The following is a 17898-nucleotide window of genomic DNA, read 5'->3' as shown; positions in this document are numbered from 1 at the left end:
GCCTTCTCCGGTAAAGGTTAAGGTCGGGGAAAAGTCGTCCCGATTTCGGGATTTTGGTGTTCGTATGCGGCCCATAGAGTCAAGATCAGGGCAATAAGCCCATAGGCCAGAAGGAACCAGGAAAGCTTTTTCCGGGGAAGTCTTTCTTTTTCCGGTGTCATTTCCGGACGCTCGCCAGCCGGAAGGCTGAAGTATTCAAAAATATCCTGGTATAGAGAGACGTTCCTGACGCCAAACAGGTGACATTCGCAGATTTCCATTCCTTCAAAAATCAGGGCAAAACTTTCAGGCGGATCGACAGTTCCGGGGAGTCTCCTGGCGGTAACCTCCCCGACCGGATAACAATGGCTGGTGGCTTCTCCGGTGGTTGTTCCGGTGTCGATACAGAGCTGTTCTCTCTCCACCCTTAAGGTAAATTTGGGTTTTTCCCGAACTCTCATCGCCAGCAGGACAATCGCCAGGAGTGTCAAGAATCCCAGGGAGACGGGGATCAGCCAGACCCAGTGGATGAGAAAGAGCCTTGTGACGGAAAAAAGTCCCACTCCGGCAAAGGCCAGAAAAAAAGTGATCCTTGTGATCCTTTCATCCTTGTGTTCTTTCTTGTCGGATGGATAGACCGAAAGGGAGGCTGGGAGGCTTTGAGCACAATCGTTATTTTGTAATGGCAAATCTTATCTCCCGGTTGTTCTGTGAAGGGTTGCTGGGTCTTCCAGTCGGGGTCTGTGACAGATTCACAGAAACTTTCTGGGGGTCACAGGTCCCTGAAGAAGACAAACCTGTTCCTTCCTGTTTGCTTTGCGTTATACATCGCCAGATCCGCATGTCGCAACAGCTCTCCTTCACTGGTGGCGTTTTCAGGATAGATGGCAATGCCAATGCTGGCCCCGACAGAGATCAGCTTTCCATGAAGGTGGAACGGCTCGTGAATGGAGGCGAGAATTCTTCTGGAGACGGCTGCAATCTCATGATCTCCCCCTGCATTGTTGAGGAGAATGACAAATTCATCGCCTCCGATCCTGTACAGGTCGTCGTCGCTCCGCAAAAGGGCAAGGAGTCTCTGGGCGAGAGCCTTGAGCAGCGTATCTCCCATCTCATGGCCAAATCGGTCGTTGATGGCTTTAAATCCGTCAAGGTCCAGAAAAAGGAGCGCCAGGAGGTTTTTCCGATTGTGGGCGGTTTTGAGCCGGTTGTTGATCTGGGCTTCAAAAAGCGAGCGGTTCGGAAGCTTTGTCAGTGGATCGTGGTAGGCTTTGTCCTGGAGCTCTTCTTCCACTTTTTTATCCTGGGTGATGTCCAATTCGATGCAAACCAGATTGGATGGAATCTCTTCGTCGTCCTTAAAGATGGGGGAGATACGAAGTTCGCCCAGAAAATGTTTTTTTTGCCCGCTTTCCTGTTCATACTCAACGACGAACGGTTCTCCCCTGTACAGTGTTTTCCATGGATCCTTTCCGGGGTCCGCCGGAGAAGAGGCCCCGAAATACGGGTGTTGCTTTCCAATCACTTCATCAAAAGCCAGAGCCGTCAGTTCCAGATAGGCCGGATTGCACCATTCGATCAATCCATGGCTGTCGGTGATGAACATCGGTGTATCGGCGATTCCGAAGGCTTTTTCCAGAAGCTTGATATGGGAAAGCTCTTTCTGCTGAAGGGTGGCCAGAGAAAGCTTTCTCGCAACATCACGGACCATCAGCTTCAGGGGAGCGGAGAGATCCTTTTGGCTGGAGATCCCGACATGGATCGATCCCAAAAGGTTGGCCTGTGGCGCAATCACGGGCTCACTGTAAACGGTCCCGATGCCATTTTTCCTGAGAAGTTCATTAAAGGAGGCACTCTCTTCATGATGCGCATGCTCGACAAGATCAGTCGTACCCCCATCGGGTATTGCGGGATGATTGTTTTTGAAAAGTGTCCGAAGTGTTTTTTCCAGATCCCGGGATATGGCCGAAACACCCTGGAGCTTCGGTGCAAGAGGGGAGCCTGGGTTGGGGGTAATCCAGACCACCATAAAGGGAAATGTTTCAAGCAGGCACTCGGTGACAACACTGGCGATCTTCTGTGCCGACTCCCCGGATATCAGCATCTGGTCGATCTTGAGGAAGAGGTTCTGGATCGATTCAGACTGGTATCTCAGCGTGATGTCCCGGACCGTTATCAAAAAGGACTCTTCCTGTTTTGCGGGGAGCCTGTTGCCATTCAGGGATAAGGGGACTTTTCTTCCGTCGGAGCGGATAAAGATGGTCTCGTATGGGGTCCGTCCCTCAGCCATCTGAAGTTTCTTGAGATTGTCCCGAATGGTTTCCGGGGAGTTGGTTGCAAAGTCTGTGATGGATCTGCCAATGAGGGAGTCTTTTTCGCCAACCCCCATCATTTTGGCAAATCCACTATTGTGGTCTTCAATGGTGAGCGTTAAGCCATTGAGTATATAGATGCCGTCGGGGGAGCTTTCCACCATGCGCCGGTATTTTTCCTCGCTTTCTGCCACTTTCTTTTCCGCCTGCTTTCGTCGGGAGACGTTTCGGAACAGGAGAAGAACACCTTTAGGTGAGGATTGTTCTCCGCTCTCCCTTGCTCCTATGGTTACGGTTCCTTTGGGCTGGTTCTTGAAAAAGGGGGTCAAGGTCGTCGAGACCTCGACGGGGGGCAGATTGTTCCTTTTCAAAACAAGGAAATCGTTCTCAAGCGGGATCTCGTCTTCGAGCACCCTTTGAAAGGAGCTCTCAAAAGATTCCTGGATCTCCTGGTTCAGGAAAAGGTTGTCCGTTGAAATTTTCTGTCCGACGATCTGTTCCGGCTCAACTCCCAGGATGGTCTGACCGGAGGTATTGATGGAAAGCATTTCTCCCGAGGAGGAGAGTTCGATCAGTCCCTCTCCAAGGTTCTTGATCATATTTTCAAGATGAGACAGTGTCTCCCTGTTTTTTTTAAAAAGAGCCTCCTGCAGGGACTGGTCGGAGACCATTTCGATCAGGACTTTCCTTCCATCCCAGAGAGACTCTTCAAGCCTGACGGAAACAGGGATCGTTGTCTTGTCCTTCCGGAGGCACTCTGTCTGGCATTGGTAGACGGAGCCCCCGGAGGCTTCGTCTTGGGAAAGAAACGATCCGACGGGGTCGAGGCAGCCTGCGGGGAGAATATCCCTGTCCCCCATCCGGGCCAATTCCTCCCGTGAATAGCCTGAAAGGATGAGAAATCCTTCATTGGCCAGCACAAACTGCCTTGTCTTGAAATCGATGAAGGCGATTGCGTTTTGGGAATGGTTCAGCGCCTCTGTCAGGGCGAGATAACGATGGGATGCCCAGTAATCCCGAATCCATAAAAAAGAGGCTCCAAGACTTAAAAAGAAGAAGATCGTCAGACCTCCTCCTGTCCAGGAGATCCAAAGGTCGATCTGGTGAAGCTTCTCCATCTTTCCGGACCGGATCTGTTCGCAGTCTTTTTCCATGAGGCTTGCGAGCCGAAGCGGGCTGGAAAGGTTTTCCCCCGCGGAAGGTGAATGGGGTATGAGGCTTTTTTCCAGAAGGGAAAGCCTCTCCATATCCTTATCTGTGAAAATGGATGTGTCTTGCCGGATATCCTTGACGGTCGCCTGGATCTGTTCCCTGTAGCCGGCGATCCGGGAGATGTTTTCCGAAAGGAGGGGGGATTCTTTCAGACTTTTGATATAAGACAGGCTTCGGAGAATGGAATGAAGGTCGTATAACACTCTTGTCACGCCGGATAAGCTGGAAAGCACAGGGGGCTTTAGGGAAAAATCCAGCCATGCCCCTGTTGCAAGGAAGAAAAGAACCGGAAGGAAAAGAATCCCCAGAACCATTTTTTGCCCAAGGGGAGAAAGAAGAGGAAAGATCTTTTCCGGAAGGGTTTTGATTGGATGTGTGGAAAGGGGTGGCCTCTGGCTCATGGATTGTTTCCCTGGGGTGGAGATCCCGTCCGGTGGCCGGCTAAAGGTTTATGACGTCTGATAGATAGGAGGACATCCGGATTGTCAATGGAAGGATTCTATTCCCGATACAGACTTTTTCCAATCTTTTTTCAGATCTTCCGTCTTGCCTCCGGGGGCTGCATGCGCTATCTTCATGGACAATCCGCTTTGCGGTCCAGTGAACTTTTTTCTGATAAGGAGCCGTCTGTGTTTAATCCATGGCATGATCTTGTTCCCGGTAAGGAGTTTCCCTACGAATTTGACTGTCTTGTCGAGATCCCGCAGGGATCCCGCGTCAAATACGAACTCGACAAGGCAACCGGCCTCATCAGGGTCGATCGTATCCTCCACAGCGCAAACTATTATCCGGTAAATTATGGTTTTGTTCCAAGAACGTATTGTGAAGACGGGGACCCTCTGGATATTTTCATTTTCTGTGAGGAGCCTCTTTTGCCCAATACCATCGCCACTGTTCGATCGATTGGGGTGATCGAAATGATCGATGGTGGAGAGTCCGATGACAAGATTGTCGCCATCCTGTCGAAAGATCCGCTGTACAAGGACTATCGTCACATCGAGGATCTTCCGGTCCATCTTGTTCGTCGGCTGACCCGTTTTCTTGAGGACTACAAGATCCTCGAAAACAAGAAGGTCGAGGTCAAGGAAGTCCATGGCAGTCCGATTGCAGCAAAGATCCTGACCCAGGCGGCGGAACTGTATCAGGCCAACATCAAGAAGCTGAATCCCAAAGCCTGAAAGAAGAACTGTGGCCCCGTCAGGGAACAAGCCTCCCTTCGGGGTGGAAGCCCGTCTTGTCAACGTCACAAAAAGATTTCAGGTGGGTGAGGAATGGGTGGAAGCCATTTCCGGGATTGACCTCCGTGTCAGTCCCGGAGAGTTCCTGGCGCTGGAGGGCTCCTCCGGCTCCGGAAAGTCCACCCTTCTCCACCTTCTGGGTCTTCTTGATCGCCCTACATCCGGAGAAGTTTTCCTCGACAACAGCCCGACATCGCACCTGTCGATGAAGGATCGGGCCCTTTTCAGAAATCTGCATATTGGTTTCGTGTTCCAGAACTTCCAGTTGATTTCACGCACAACCGCCCTTGAAAATGTAGAAATGCCGTTTCTGTACCGAAAATCCCCGAATGTCGTTTCTCCAAGGGAAGCGAGAGAGATGGCTAAAAATCTTCTTCACCGGGTCGGGCTTTCCGGGAGGGAGCGACACTATCCATCCCAACTGTCCGGTGGACAACAGCAACGTGTTGCCATTGCCCGGGCTCTGGTGGCCAGTCCCGGACTTCTTTTGGCCGATGAGCCCACCGGCAACCTTGACAGCCATTCTGCCGGGGCCATTCTGGATCTTCTCGCCGAGCTTCGGGAATCTGTGGGCTTCACGCTGGTTCTTGTGACGCATGATCCCGGAGTCTCTTCCCGGGCTGGCCGCTGGGTCCGGGTGAAAGATGGACTGCTTTCGGGATCGGGGGGGCAATGAGACTTGTCGAGAATGGTCTGAGAGCGCTTCTCCGTAATCCTGTCCGGTCGTTTCTGACCATGAGCGGCATACTGATCGGTGTGGCATCGGTGATCCTTCTGGTCAGCATGGGAATGGGCGCGCGTCATCTGATTCTGAAATCGATCTCGAGTCTTGGCCCCAATCTTCTGATCGTGATTCCGGGGTCTGTGACGGATTCGGGGGCACAGGTGGGTGGGGGAACCGACACGACGCTGACCCTTGACGATGCGAGGGCGATTGCCTCTGGATGCCCTGCCATTATGGGAGATTCGGGTGCCTTGAGGACGGCGGCCCAGGTGGTTTCAGCGAGCTCAAACTGGTCGACGGTGGTGATGGGAACGCAGTCCGGGTACCTTGCCATCCGAAATTGGGAGCTATCGGCGGGGGGATTTTTTGGCCATCGGGATGTCATGTCCATGAACCGTCTTGCGGTTCTCGGAGGTCTTGTGGCGAGAAAGCTTTTTGGGGCCCAAAATCCGGTAGGCCAATGGATCCGTATCAACCACTCCCCCTTTAAGGTGATCGGGGTTCTATCCCAAAAGGGACAATCCCCCATGGGAATGAATCAGGACGATATGGTCATCGTGCCCATCACCACCCTCCAGAGCCAGATCATGGGTGTGGACTATCTGGGTGTGATCCTGGCCTCGGCGGTTTCGGTTTCCCGTATGGATGAAGCCAAACGGGAAATAGTCGCACTCCTCCGGATCCGACATCATATCCCCCCAGCCGGAAAAGTGGACTTTTCTGTTCATCCCATGAGCGACATGGCCCAGATGGCGAATCGGCTGACATTGATCCTGACGGTCCTTCTGGTGGCGATCGCCTCGATTTCCCTGGTGGTGGGTGGTGTGGGCATCATGAACATCATGCTGGTATCAGTTCGGGAGAGAACGAAAGAGATCGGTGTCCGGATGGCCATTGGGGCGACTCCTGGGGATATCCTGCTGCAGTTTTTAACGGAAAGCGCTGTCCTTTCACTTCTTGGAGGTGTTTTTGGTGCCGTTATCGCAATCTCCGGGATCTGGCTTGTACGCTTTTTAACCGGGTGGCCGGCACCGGTTCCCCTTTTTCTGAGCTTGGGGTCGGTCGTTTTTTCGGCTCTTCTGGGGATCGTGTTCGGTCTTTATCCGGCGGTTCTGGCCGCACGTCTTGATCCGATGACGGCTCTTCGTTACGAATAATCTGATACACGACAAAGGTTGGGGTATGTCCAGGAAAAAAAAAATCGGTTTGGGAATTTTTCTTTTGGGGCTGACTGTTCTTCTTGTGCTGCATTTCGTTTCCGGATCGAAAAGTAAGGATCTTTCCGGAAAGTTTGTCCTGGAGCCACTCAAGGTTGGAACGCTTGAGATTGAAGTGACCGCGACCGGTCGTCTCAAGGCCATGAAGACCGTTCATGTCGGTACCCAGGTCAGCGGTATCATTACGGAAGTGAAAGGAAGGCATAACCAGCATGTCCGGAAGGGAGAAGTGCTGGCCCAGATCGACCCGTCCATCTACCGGGCGCAGGTGGCGGAGGCAGAGTCCAACCTCTCGAAAATCGAGACACAGATCGCTCTCGACCGGCTTTCCCTTTCAAGGGATGACGATCTATTCAAAAGACACATCATTGCAGAAAACATCTATGACCAGGACAAAGCCAGGCTGTCCATGGACCAGGCCACCAGAAACCAGAGTATCGCCCGCCTGAACCTTGCGAAGGCGAATCTTCGCTATACCACCATTCTTTCCCCTATCGACGGCATCGTTATAGAGAGAAGGGTCCGGATCGGACAGACGGTGACATCGGCCTTTAAAACGCCGAGGCTTTTCACGATTGCGGAGGACCTCTCCCTGATGCGGCTCGACACAAGGGTTTCCGAGTCGGATATCGGGGCGATCAAAAATGGGGAGTCCGTGACCTTTTCCGTTCCGGCATGGCCCGGGAGAACCTTTGGCGGACTTGTGACAATGGTTCGGGTACACCCCCGGACGGTGAACCATGTTGTGACCTATGATGTGATCAGCCGTGTCACCAATCCCGATCTGGCGCTTAAACCCGGGATGACAGCCCTTGTGACAATCCATGTCGGAGTTGTCTCCGGAAAGCCACTGATTTCCAATGCGGCACTCGTCTACCGGCCCGACGCGGAGATGCTTGGAGGGATCGATCTCTCCAAGTTCAAGCACCAGTCAATTGTTTTTCGGTTGAGAAAGAACCGGGTGGAAGCGGTTCCTGTGATCATCGGGGAAACCGATGGAATTCATTCTGTCGTGGTTGGAGGAGATCTGAGTCTGGGAGATCAGGTGATCCTCCGCGATCACATGGGTGACAGCCGGAAAAGCCATGGGGGTCTCTTTGGCGGGTAGTTCCGAAACCAGTTGCTTTCCGGCGGTCAGGGCCTGTATGGGTGGTGGTTATTTTTTTGTAATATAACGTTCGATCGATTTTTCCTGGGTCAGTGTTGCTTCCGTAATCTGGTTCATGGCTTCCAGCAGGACCTTGTGGCCGGTCTGGATTTCGGCAAGAACACTGTCGGTCTGGTTGGCGAGTTCCTTGTTCTTGCTTGCCCTTTGCCGGCTTTCATCCAGAAGATGGACCGTTTTCCGTGTTTCTTCCTGGACCATCCGGATGGTCCCCTCGATTTCCTTGGTCGCTTTGGCTGTCCTTTCGGCAAGTTTCCTGACCTCATCGGCGACCACTGCAAATCCTCGCCCCTGCTCGCCCGCCCTGGCCGCTTCGATGGCGGCGTTCAAGGCCAGAAGATTGGTCTGGGATGCGATCTGGCTGATGGTTTCCAGAATGGAGCCGATTTCCCCTGAACGTTTTCCCAGAAGTCCAACGACATCTCCAAGCTGTTGCATGGCTCCTTCGTTTTCCAGAACCCCTCGGGACATGGAGAGGATGACTTCTTTTCCGCTATCGGCGCGATGACTTAAATTCTCGAGCTTGTGGACGACCTCTTCGACCTTGCTGGAAATCTCGCGTGTTGTCTTCGAAAGATCGCCAATATGCTCCTTGGCGGACACATCGGTGAAAATGGTTGCATAGGCGATCTTTTTTCCCTGTGGGTTGGTGAGAAGGGTTGTGACCGAGGAAATGCGCATGTTTCCAACCGGGATGATCTGGTTGAATCGGATCTCTCCTGGCTTGAGGGCTTCGAGAAGTCCCCGGATCCTGTCCGGATGCTCATGGAAGCGGTGGATGGAGCCACCCATCACATCTGCGGGGGTAATTCCGAAGTGGGATTTGAGGTCATCTTTCATTGCTTCGACGATCTCTTTCATCCGGTTGTTCATGTAAATGATCCGGTTCCCGTCTTTTCCGGTGCCCATGTCAGGAGTGGCGATCGCGATGCCGTCGGTCTGTGTGGCATGGAGGATGCTTGCGATCGAGTCGGGAGAGAGTCTGATCAGGGATTCCAGATCTGTGACGGCACCTGTATCTCCCTGCAATCCGGAACGGCCGGGGATCACTTCAGTGACAGGAGTCCTGTATGTCGGGGGAGTATTTTTTTCGGTGGTTGTCTCGGCGGGAGACTTGGAGGATCGGTTAAAAAACATGTGGGATCCTTTCTGATCGATGTTCCGTTTTTGATAGCAAGAATCAATTTTTTGAATCGGAGAGGATTTTATCCTGATTTCTGTAAAAAGAAAACAGGAGTATCTCCATCATGATGGCATCAAAATCCAGCATCGGAGATGCGTCTTCATTCGCATGGCTCGGGATACATTCTTATCGGTTGTTTTCCGGTAATGGATGATGTTAGTAGCAAGTAGAGTTGTCCGGTTTTATAGCAAATGAGTTGTCCGCTTTTTTTCATTTGAAAACTCCGGGTTTCCCCGTTCTCAGACATGAGCTTCGACCGGGCGGATTCCGGTCGAAGGAGCTTTGGTTCGTGGTTCCTTTTTCGTTTTTGGAATCTCCGGTTTTTCGACAGGATAGTCGGAAAGCTTCCGGGGTCCATGAAACAGGGAGAGCGATCCGTCGGGATGCCGGTGGATCTTGACTGTGGCCCGGACGTAATGGAGCCGGTACCGGTCGGAAGGGATCTGAAGGGTCCGTCCTTCGAAAGACACGCAGTTGTCGTTGCCAACAATCCGTTCGTGGTGCTCACAGAGGATCTCGTCTATAGAGTCTCCGGTCCAGGGAACGAAGGCCGATCCTTCCTCCGGGGCCCGATGGGAAAATTCGGTATTGAAGGCTGGAAGATAGACGTCGGACAGATAGCGGTTGGCCGCTTCCATCGTCGTGATTCCCGCCAGGGCGAGCTCTTTGGGAAGACGCTCCTGATGGGTCCGGAAAGCCCGTTCACTGCGTCCCCGCGCTTCGGGGGAGTAGGCGGCAATCATTTCGATGCCCAGCTGTTTCATCGCCCGTCCAAACTGGGTGAGGTTCTTCTTGTCCACCTTCCCTCCCGCTTCCGGCGTGACCCAGTAGTGGCTGCCCCGGTCTGTGTACAGGGAGGAAGGAAGCCCTTTTTTCCCGATCACCTCCCGTATCCCCTGAAGACTGGATGCGGTTCCCTCCTCCTCCACAAAGAACATGCTGTAATGCTCATTGGTCGCATCATCCATCGTCACCACCAGATCCCAGATCTGTCCGGACACCCAGGGATGACTGCTGGCATCCTGATGGATCATCATCCCTTCCCAGGCCGCACGTTCCCGTCTCTTCCGGTGCTTCCCCTTGCCAGGAGCTTTCCGGACCGCTCCGTTCTCCTGAAGCGTCTTCTTGACCCAGGTATAGCTCCGTTTCCCGCCTTCTTTCCGGTACCAGAAGTGAAAGTGTTTCACGTTCCAGCCATCATGCCGGCTCCGGTACTTTTCGACCAGTCCCAGGGCTTCATCGACCGGGGCCCGTCTCGATGAGGCCTGGGTGAGTCGTTTGTCCAGAATCCCCTGGATCCCTTCCTCCTCGACTCGCCGGACATATCTCCGGAAGGTCCTTTCACTCATCCCGAGAATCCGGCCGGCCTCTTCCTGAGTGAGGCATCCTTTCTTCCATTCATTCCAGGTGTCTTCAAAACGCATCTTCCGGATCTCCTGTAGCACATTTGTTCGGTCCATTCTGGCTCCTCCTCGGACCCATTATGGAACCGGACAAGTCTTGCGCTACAAAACCGGACAGATTATGTGCTCCCTACATTCCGGTAATGGATGATTGCCACATCGTTGCCGATAAGAGATCATAGACACTGTCATATGATTTTATGGGCAGCGGGATCAACCAGGAGAATGACGGACAATGGCTGAAAGTATCCTTTCCCAGGATGAGGTCAATGCCCTGTTGCGGGGCCTTTCGGATGGAGATATTGATACAGAGGGATCCGGAAAGGAAAAGGCCGATGAAGGGGATACCCATCTGTACAATCTGGCCAGCCAGGAGAGGGTCATCCGGGGAAGGATGCCGACGCTTGAGGTCATCAACGAGCGTTTTGCGCGATTTTTTCAGGTGACGCTCTCCGCGACACTTCGAAAAAATATCGAGTTTGCCCCCCAGGGAATCGACATGCTGAAGTTTGGAGAGTTCCTGCGAAAGCTTCCGATGCCATCCAATATCAACATCCTTCGCCTGGAATCTCTCCGGCGGAACATCCTCCTTGTGATCGATGCCAGGTTGGTCTACCTCATCGTGGATCATATCTTCGGAGGGAATGGCCGGGGACATGTCAAGGTCGAAGGCCGGGACTTCACACCGATCGAGGCCAGAATCACGAGAAATATCCTGGATCTGGCCATTGACGACTTTGAAAAGGCGTGGGCACCTGTCTACAGCATGCCCCTGACCTATATCCGTTCCGAAATCAATCCGCAGTTTGCAGCGATTGTGGCTCCGACGGAAATGGTCATTACCCTGGCCTACAAGCTTGAGATAGAAGGTCAGGGACGGATTGTCTACATCTGTATTCCCTATTCGACCATCGAGCCCATCAAGGAGAAGTTGTATACAGGCTTCCAGAGCGACCAGTTCGAGGTCGACAGTCTCTGGGCCACGAGGCTCAAGGATCGTATCGAGGCCAGCCCCATCAAGATCCAGGCGGTGTTGGGAAAGACGACACGAAAAGTTCGTGAGGTGTTGGACTGGAAGGTCGGTGATGTGATTGGTCTGGATCGGCATATCAGTGAGCCGATCGATATCCAGGTCGAGGGGGTTAGCCGTTTTTTGGCCCGCCCGGGAACCCACAGGGGAAACAGGGCCGTCCGGATCGACCGGAGAATTCCACCTCCAACGGTTTATCAGGAAGGGGATAGCGAGGGGGAGATTAGTCTTCCTCCGGGGTAGTCAATCGGTCTGCTGGAGTCTTTTCTTAGGGACAGAACTGGGGATAACGGACGATTGGGAGAGTGCCCGAACTGCGTATACGACCTGGTAATAAGCTTGAGACTTATTGGAATGGCTCTGGCGCTTCATTTTTTAGGGAAGAGGAAAGGCTGGCCGGAAAATGGCTGGGGGACAGGGACTCGAACCCCGATAGACAGATTCAGAGACTGTCGTCCTGCCGTTAGACGATCCCCCATTGCATTTTTCCCCATTTTCACTGAAACGCTGATAAAAATCAAGGACTCCTGAAGTTTTAAAAACCAAATCAGGATGAAGGCCGTATTTTCACGCAGACCCGCTTTGTCTGCTTCATTGTTTGGCTGGCATCATTTTCTTTTCCCGGAACCGATAAGGGGGTTTTGGACCCCTAGAAAATCTTTTTCAGAAATAACCCCATTTGATCCATGAGCCCCGGAGACCGGGGGGTGTTTTGACATTCGGCGGAGGCGATCGGATTTCCTTCAAGAGAAGGAATGATTCTGGGGGGATCATTGCAGCCGGTTTTCACAAGGTTCATGAGAATCCCGGGAGGGGGTGGGGGAACGGAGGGTGTGACGTTCATGAGCCGGATGATCTTTCCCGCTATCGGCAGGGCCAGCGTCGCTCCAAACCCCCAAGTCGGGGAGTTGTCATCGTATCCGACCCAAACCACAACAATCCGGTCAGGACTTGTCGCAACAAACCATGTATCCCTGCCTTTATTGGCCGTTCCCGTTTTTCCTCCCCAGCCATCCGATGTTGTCCAGTGCGAAAGCGACTTTCCGGTTCCGGAGGAGACGGTCCTTCTTAAAAGGTCGCCGACCAGATAGGCCGTTTGGGCTGGAATGACTCGCCGGACAATGGTGGGAAGGGGCGTAAATCTCCGGATTGGTGTCCCTTTTTCCGACAAGATACTGGCAATGGCATGCGGTGTGACGCCATATCCACCGTTGGCAATCGAGGCATACGCCCGGGCAATTTGAAGAGGAGACTGCGGTGTGACGCCAAGTGGCCAGGAGAGAGGCAGATCGCTTGCATCGGGTGAGTCGAGCCCCAGGCTTCTGGCTGTCTTCACCATCTCCCTCGGAGACAATATGGTGGCCAGATGGAGGATCGGCCGATTCAGGGATTGGGTAAAGGCTTCTTCAAGAGTGATTTTTCCGTCCTGGACATTTTCGGCATTTCTGGGGCGCCAAAGATGGCCGCCGGCCGTTATGGCGATGGGATCATTTGAAAGGATTGTCTCGATATTGGCGTGCGGTGGCCCCTGATCGCGAGGATTGAGTGCGACAATGTAGGGAACAATCTTGAACAGGGAAGCCGGTTGTCTTTTTGCCATTATGGCCCTGTTGAATGGAGCCAGTCGGAACGAGTCTCCCCCTGAAAGGGCCAGAATGGCTCCCGAACGCGGATCCATGACGATGGCGGCAGCTTCTAGGGGAGGTTTTTCGGGGTGTCGTTTCCAGACATACCGGTCAATCCGGTGCAGGTCGCCTGCCACCAGTTGGTCGACCTTTTCCGAAAGGACAGGGTCCATTGTCAGTGTGACGTTTGCTCCGGCGGGAAGTTCTCCCATTGTTTTGATGGCCCATGAAGTCAAATAGGGGCCGGGCGGTTTGGGAATCCCTCCTGAAATTCCGAGGGGACTCTTCAGATCCCGGGCGAGACGTTTTCCTTTGAGGTGTCCGGTCTCTCCAAGACTCTCGATGATCCTGTTCCGGATCGCCATGACCCTTGCCGGATGGCGGACGGGGTTATTCCTGTTCGGTGCGCGAAGAATGGCAGCAAGGGTCGCCGATTCCCGATAGCTCAGGCTTCTTGCGGAATGTCCAAAGAACGTCTCGCTGGCAGCCTCTATTCCGATGATTCTCTCTGACCCGCTGGTTCCCCATTCGGTATGGTTCAGATAGAGAGCCAATATCTGGTCGGGAGAGTGGGTTCTGGCGAGCTTGACAGCCAGAAGAACCTCGAGAAATTTCCGTTCAATGGTTTTCTGTTGTCCAAGAAGAATGTTTTTAACCACTTGCTGTGTCAGCGTGCTGCCGCCTTCCCGGAAGGTCCGGGACCTGAGATCAAGAACAAGAGCCCTCAAGATGCCTGTGATGTCAACGGCCGGGGAGTTGTAGAAGTTTCGGTCTTCGGAGACCAGAAGGGTTGTTTTCATTCTCTCCGACACAAGATCCAGCGGGATCGGTCGATACAGGGCAAGAGTCTTGTCGATGATGGTTCCGAGAAAGCCGGGAGGAAGAGAGACAGACTCCGTTGGCTGGGGATCGGGGTTGCCGGGATCGATGGGACTGATGGCGACCAGATATTTCAGATTGCGGGAAAAGACAAGCTTGAAATGTCGTGTGGTTTGATGGGATGACGGATTTTCCGACAGGACGATTGTCCGGAAGTTCGCCATTTTGGCATCAGGTTCGAGTTGGCTGATCAGGGAGGGAGAGATCCTCTCCCCTTTAAAAACCGGAAAGGGAGAGGAGTAGACGGTGACCCCCGGAGCGGAGAGGGTCTTCAGTCGATCTTCCAGTAATCCGTCGAGGTGGCGGGAGAACCCCCACCCAATGGCGAGGACGATCAGGATAAAGGCGGCAAGGGTCAGTGAGAGAGACTTTTTTGTGAAGAAGGGTCCTGCTAGAATGTGGGACAATAGTGGCCTGTCCGTTTCTTTCGGCGAACCTTTCTCCTTGCCTTGTCCGTCAGGGTCAGGTGGCAGTTCTTGTGTCACGTCGTGTGCGGCTCCATTTGATCAGCAGGACTCTCTTGTTGACTTCCTGAAAGGGGACATTCATGAAACAACCTCCAAAACTTTACAACCGAAGGGGGTCTGTTGTGCCGTATGGCTTTGCGATCAGCCTTTGTTTGGTGCTTCTCCTGTCATCTGGTTGTACATCCGAAGAGGGAACAAGGGTCTCGAGCGTCTCTCTCATGAAGCTGAAGACAGGGGTCAGTACCATGGCCGATGTCAAAAACACCCTCGGTGCTCCCGACCGGGTGGAAAAACGGTTTGGAGAGCAGGTCTGGATCTATCGCCACAGGGTGATCAAGGGATTATTCTACCGCCATATTACCGGGAAAAATATAGCCATCTCTTTTGATGAAAAAGGTGTGATCCGGCAGGTACGATCAAGCTCTGTGGACTCCTCCGAAGCATTCTAGTTGCGGGATGTCCCCAACTGGACCGATCCATCTGTGGTCATTTCCGGATACCCCATAGTGAGTGTACTCCCGGCATCGGTCCGGGGAAAGGACATCGGTCACATGATTGACAGCAGGGGAACTTTTTGATGAAGCACGGATTCACCCGGATTCTCTGGTTGACTGCTTTCTGGACTCTTGGAGTCCTTTTTCCGGGACAGATTTCTCCTGTTTGGGGATCCTCCCCAATGGGGTTCCCGGATGATCCGTCTTCTTCCAGAATTCCGGAGACTCGCTCAGAAGATCCAATCGGATCAGTCGTCCCGCTTCCTCCGGACACATGGCCGGCAGAGTCCGGTAATCCTTTCCATAACCCTGTTTTTCTCTCACAAACACCTCTTTCAGAATGGACAAGGCAATTTTCCCGGAATGGAGCGGGAGAGGATTTTTCTTCCGGGATCGTGACCTCTTCCGGCCGGGTTTTTGCCGTTTCAACAACAGGACATGTCGAGGCTCTCGATGTCTCCTCCGGACGTTCTCTCTGGCATGTCCGGCTTGAAGCCCCTGTGCATGCCCCGATGATCCTTTCGAAAAGGATCCTCTATGTTGTTTCATCGAGTCCATCCATAACACTTGACCATCTGCTTTTGTATACCCGGACAAGACATCTGTTGAGGGGGGATGGTTCAGAGAGGGTCTGGGCACTGTCTCAAAGATCAGGTCGGATCCTATGGACACAAAAGATTTCAGGAGCCGTTCTCGGAAGTCCCCTTCTGGAGCCACATACGATTGCCCTGGCGACAGGATCGGGACATCTGCTTTTCCTGTCCCGTCAGGATGGCCACATTGTTGTGGACCTGCCGGTTTCGGATGGTTCGTTCGGGTGGGCATCTCCTCTCGACAGCTCCGATGCGATCTATCTGGCTCAGGAAAATCCGCCGATGATCGACCGGGTGACCAAATCCCCATTGAAGACCGATTGGCGCTTTGCCCTGTCCAACACAACAACCTATGACCGATTTTTCATTGGTGATCCGGTATTGACCGGCGAGGGCATGGCCACCGTTTTCCGGAAAAAGGATTCCGGGGCAATGGTGCTTGTTTCCCTTGATCCCGTAACAGGAAGGATTTTGTGGACACTTTCCCTTTCGGATTCATCGAAGGATATTCCTGAAGAGATGCTGACCCTGGTGGATGCGGACGGGGTCCTGTATGTCCCCCTTCCCGAGAAGGGCGATCTTCTGGCCGTTTCGGATAGTGGTCAACTCCTCTGGAAAAGTCATATCGGGGGATCCCCTCATACAGGGGGGACCGCTGTCGGACGTCTCCTGTTCGTTCCGCTGCCTTCTGGCCATATTGTCGCCATTGATCGAAAAAGTGGTCAAAAGGTCCATGAATGGAAGGGAAAATCTCCTCTTGGCCCCCGTTCACTCTCATTGATCGGTTCAATGATTTTCTTTGCGGACAGGAAAGGGGAGGTCAGGGCGATGGATCTGTCCACCCTTGGAGAAAAGGCGGACCTTCTGTCCAGGACCCCTTTCTTGAATGCCAAAGGGCCATTGAAGGATGCCGTAAAGGGAAAACCCAATGAGTGAACATCCGGAAGAAACAGGTGCTGATCCGAAATTCTGGGAGGAAGGGCCAACGCTTCAGATCGGCCACCCTGTCTTCATGAATTATCGGAGGGAGGAGTTCCATCCCCCTTTTGCGCTCATGGAGGAGATGATTGCCCGGCTTGAGTCGATCGAGAATGAGGGGAGTCGCTTGCCGGAAAATCCCGAATGGGCCAAAAAGGCTTTACGGTCGATCTATGCTCTGGTCGATGAACTCGGCAGCCAGATTGCCTCCGGCATGTCCTGCAATGCGGGATGCTCGGCATGCTGCAGGGTGATGGTGTCGACCTCCAGCGTTGAGGCAGCCCTGATGATCGATCGGCTTTCTGTCGAGCCAGAGGACAGGAAAGAGAGCTGGATGGAGATTGTCCGGGATCGAAATGCCAGGTTGAAGGAACTGGCCGCAAAGACCAGTCCTCCTGCGGATCTTTCAACATTTGAAGGCCTTTTGGCGACTTGTGAAGACTGGGAGAAGGAGAATCTCCCCTGTCCCTTTCTGGGAGAGGGAAATCTCTGCTCCATCTATGAGGACCGTCCTCTTCTGTGCCGGGTGTGCTGGGTTCTGACCGATCCTGAAGACTGCAATCCTGGTGCGGGTCCTCCGGTCAAGTTCCGGACAAAAGTGTTTGAAAAAGCCTATTTTGTGGTTCGGGACATATCTCGCCGTCATCTGAAAAATGGATCGGTGAGCCCCATTCCCTGGTGGCTGGAGTCTCATTGAGATACTCCCTCGACCGGCGATATCTGATGCGGGGGGCTCTTTTTCTGGCGCTTTTTGCCGTCTGGTCCGCCCTTGTTGACAAGGGGATTCTAAGGCCGATGGATCTGGCAGTTGCCAGAGCGTTTCACGACAGGATGCCGGAATTCATGGCCTGGTTTTTTGGTCTGGTTTGCCGCACGGGCAATGTCGAATTTTCGCTGCCCATCTGGATCGTCATTCTCGTTTGGATCATCCGCGGGAAAAAATCCGGAATGGGCGACAAGACTCTGACGGCATTTGTGCTGACGGGATTCTTTTTGGCGGGAAGCATCCTGGAGCATGTCATGAAGCGCGTTCTTTTCCAGCCCCTTCCGTTTCTTTCCAGAGACCCCCTCGATGCCTATCTCCATCCTGTCATCAGCATCAGGACACCCTATTCATACCCTTCTGGCCATACACTCCGGGCATTTATGCTCCTCTCCCTGGTTGCCCTGTGGCTTTACGGGAAAAAGGACGGACCCCGGACACTCGCATATGTTGCGATATGGTCCTCGATCATTGCTGTCGGGGTGAATGCGATCGGTTGGCACTGGAGCTCCGATGTGATCGGATCCCTGCTGTTTGTGGGAGGCGCGCATTTCCTGTCCCGTTCCATTTCCCTTGGTGGAAAGGTTCAGGGGGGAGGATCTTTGGAGTCTGTGTGACGCATAGGAGGGAGAGTGG

At 53.2% G+C, this 17898-nt stretch carries 14 protein-coding genes and 1 tRNA gene; 9 read left to right on the top strand and 6 right to left on the bottom strand.

The window, feature by feature from the left end; translation table 11 throughout:
• Positions 1-17: 17 nt before the first annotated feature.
• Complete coding sequence (locus tag LFE_RS10680; RefSeq protein WP_014450235.1) at positions 18-668, bottom strand: hypothetical protein; 651 nt, start codon at positions 666-668, stop codon at positions 18-20.
• An 83-nt stretch (positions 669-751) separates the two neighbouring features.
• The gene (locus LFE_RS10675) at positions 752-3904 is read right to left on the bottom strand and encodes a diguanylate cyclase domain-containing protein (RefSeq protein ID WP_014450234.1); all 3153 of its coding nucleotides are present in this window, start codon (positions 3902-3904) and stop codon (positions 752-754) included.
• Positions 3905-3991: 87 nt separating this feature from the next.
• Here LFE_RS10675 and LFE_RS10670 point away from each other — a divergent pair, with 87 nt between their 5' ends.
• From LFE_RS10670 to LFE_RS10655, 4 genes are read left to right on the top strand one after another with little or no spacing between them, the layout of a single operon-like run.
• A complete protein-coding gene (locus tag LFE_RS10670; RefSeq protein WP_232502605.1) occupies positions 3992-4681 on the top strand; it encodes an inorganic diphosphatase in 690 nt (229 codons plus the stop codon).
• Positions 4682-4691: 10 nt separating this feature from the next.
• Entirely contained in the window at positions 4692-5417 is a 726-nt protein-coding gene (locus LFE_RS10665; RefSeq protein WP_014450232.1) for an ABC transporter ATP-binding protein, read from the top strand.
• Positions 5414-6622 carry an ABC transporter permease gene (locus tag LFE_RS10660; RefSeq protein WP_014450231.1) on the top strand — a complete coding sequence of 403 codons (1209 nt, stop codon included), beginning with the start codon at positions 5414-5416 and terminating at the stop codon, positions 6620-6622. Before LFE_RS10665 ends, LFE_RS10660 begins: the two co-directional genes overlap by 4 nt.
• Positions 6623-6647: 25 nt before the next feature.
• Positions 6648-7790, top strand: coding sequence for an efflux RND transporter periplasmic adaptor subunit (locus tag LFE_RS10655; RefSeq protein ID WP_014450230.1), 1143 nt, complete (start codon positions 6648-6650; stop codon positions 7788-7790).
• Between the two features lie 48 nt (positions 7791-7838).
• Here LFE_RS10655 and LFE_RS14570 read toward each other — a convergent pair whose 3' ends face one another.
• Positions 7839-8984, bottom strand: a complete 1146-nt coding sequence (locus tag LFE_RS14570; protein WP_014450229.1) for a methyl-accepting chemotaxis protein — start codon at positions 8982-8984, stop codon at positions 7839-7841.
• 285 nt (positions 8985-9269) lie between these two features.
• Complete coding sequence (locus LFE_RS10645; protein WP_014448322.1) at positions 9270-10490, bottom strand: ISNCY family transposase; 1221 nt, start codon at positions 10488-10490, stop codon at positions 9270-9272.
• Positions 10491-10668: 178 nt separating this feature from the next.
• On the opposite strand from LFE_RS10645, the gene fliM reads away from it, so the two are divergent.
• Positions 10669-11706, top strand: coding sequence for a flagellar motor switch protein FliM (fliM, locus tag LFE_RS10640; RefSeq protein ID WP_014450228.1), 1038 nt, complete (start codon positions 10669-10671; stop codon positions 11704-11706).
• 161 nt (positions 11707-11867) lie between these two features.
• Here the strand turns inward: fliM and LFE_RS10635 are convergent.
• Positions 11868-11941, bottom strand: a tRNA-Gln gene (locus LFE_RS10635).
• A gap of 171 nt (positions 11942-12112) precedes the next feature.
• Positions 12113-14452: a transglycosylase domain-containing protein gene (locus LFE_RS10630; RefSeq protein ID WP_148272631.1), complete on the bottom strand. Its 2340-nt coding sequence runs from the start codon at positions 14450-14452 to the stop codon at positions 12113-12115.
• Positions 14453-14514: 62 nt separating this feature from the next.
• On the opposite strand from LFE_RS10630, the gene bamE reads away from it, so the two are divergent.
• From bamE to LFE_RS10610, 4 genes are all read left to right on the top strand, one after another.
• Positions 14515-14883 carry an outer membrane protein assembly factor BamE domain-containing protein gene (gene bamE / locus LFE_RS10625; RefSeq protein WP_014450226.1) on the top strand — a complete coding sequence of 123 codons (369 nt, stop codon included), beginning with the start codon at positions 14515-14517 and terminating at the stop codon, positions 14881-14883.
• Between the two features lie 128 nt (positions 14884-15011).
• Positions 15012-16457 carry an outer membrane protein assembly factor BamB family protein gene (locus LFE_RS10620; protein WP_041774384.1) on the top strand — a complete coding sequence of 482 codons (1446 nt, stop codon included), beginning with the start codon at positions 15012-15014 and terminating at the stop codon, positions 16455-16457.
• Positions 16450-17196, top strand: a complete 747-nt coding sequence (locus LFE_RS10615; protein WP_014450224.1) for a YkgJ family cysteine cluster protein — start codon at positions 16450-16452, stop codon at positions 17194-17196. Before LFE_RS10620 ends, LFE_RS10615 begins: the two co-directional genes overlap by 8 nt.
• Entirely contained in the window at positions 17193-17879 is a 687-nt protein-coding gene (locus LFE_RS10610; protein WP_014450223.1) for a phosphatase PAP2 family protein, read from the top strand. The genes LFE_RS10615 and LFE_RS10610 overlap by 4 nt, the downstream gene beginning before the upstream one ends.
• Positions 17880-17898 lie beyond the last annotated feature (19 nt).

Source organism: Leptospirillum ferrooxidans C2-3 (assembly GCF_000284315.1).
GTDB lineage: Bacteria > Nitrospirota > Leptospirillia > Leptospirillales > Leptospirillaceae > Leptospirillum > Leptospirillum ferrooxidans.
The sequence above is the reverse complement of the archived record's forward strand: the minus strand, read 5'-3'. Positions and strand labels throughout refer to the sequence as shown.

What these genes read in the sequence shown, in the direction of transcription:
- LFE_RS10675 (WP_014450234.1), bottom strand. Translation starts at nt 3,904, where the DNA reads ATGAGCCAGAGGCCACCCCTTTCCACACATCCAATCAAAACCCTTCCG.
- LFE_RS10670 (WP_232502605.1), top strand. Translation starts at nt 3,992, where the DNA reads ATGGAAGGATTCTATTCCCGATACAGACTTTTTCCAATCTTTTTTCAG.
- LFE_RS10660 (WP_014450231.1), top strand. Translation starts at nt 5,414, where the DNA reads ATGAGACTTGTCGAGAATGGTCTGAGAGCGCTTCTCCGTAATCCTGTC.
- LFE_RS10655 (WP_014450230.1), top strand. Translation starts at nt 6,648, where the DNA reads ATGTCCAGGAAAAAAAAAATCGGTTTGGGAATTTTTCTTTTGGGGCTG.
- LFE_RS14570 (WP_014450229.1), bottom strand. Translation starts at nt 8,984, where the DNA reads ATGTTTTTTAACCGATCCTCCAAGTCTCCCGCCGAGACAACCACCGAA.
- LFE_RS10645 (WP_014448322.1), bottom strand. Translation starts at nt 10,490, where the DNA reads ATGGACCGAACAAATGTGCTACAGGAGATCCGGAAGATGCGTTTTGAA.
- fliM (WP_014450228.1), top strand. Translation starts at nt 10,669, where the DNA reads ATGGCTGAAAGTATCCTTTCCCAGGATGAGGTCAATGCCCTGTTGCGG.
- bamE (WP_014450226.1), top strand. Translation starts at nt 14,515, where the DNA reads ATGAAACAACCTCCAAAACTTTACAACCGAAGGGGGTCTGTTGTGCCG.
- LFE_RS10620 (WP_041774384.1), top strand. Translation starts at nt 15,012, where the DNA reads ATGAAGCACGGATTCACCCGGATTCTCTGGTTGACTGCTTTCTGGACT.
- LFE_RS10615 (WP_014450224.1), top strand. Translation starts at nt 16,450, where the DNA reads ATGAGTGAACATCCGGAAGAAACAGGTGCTGATCCGAAATTCTGGGAG.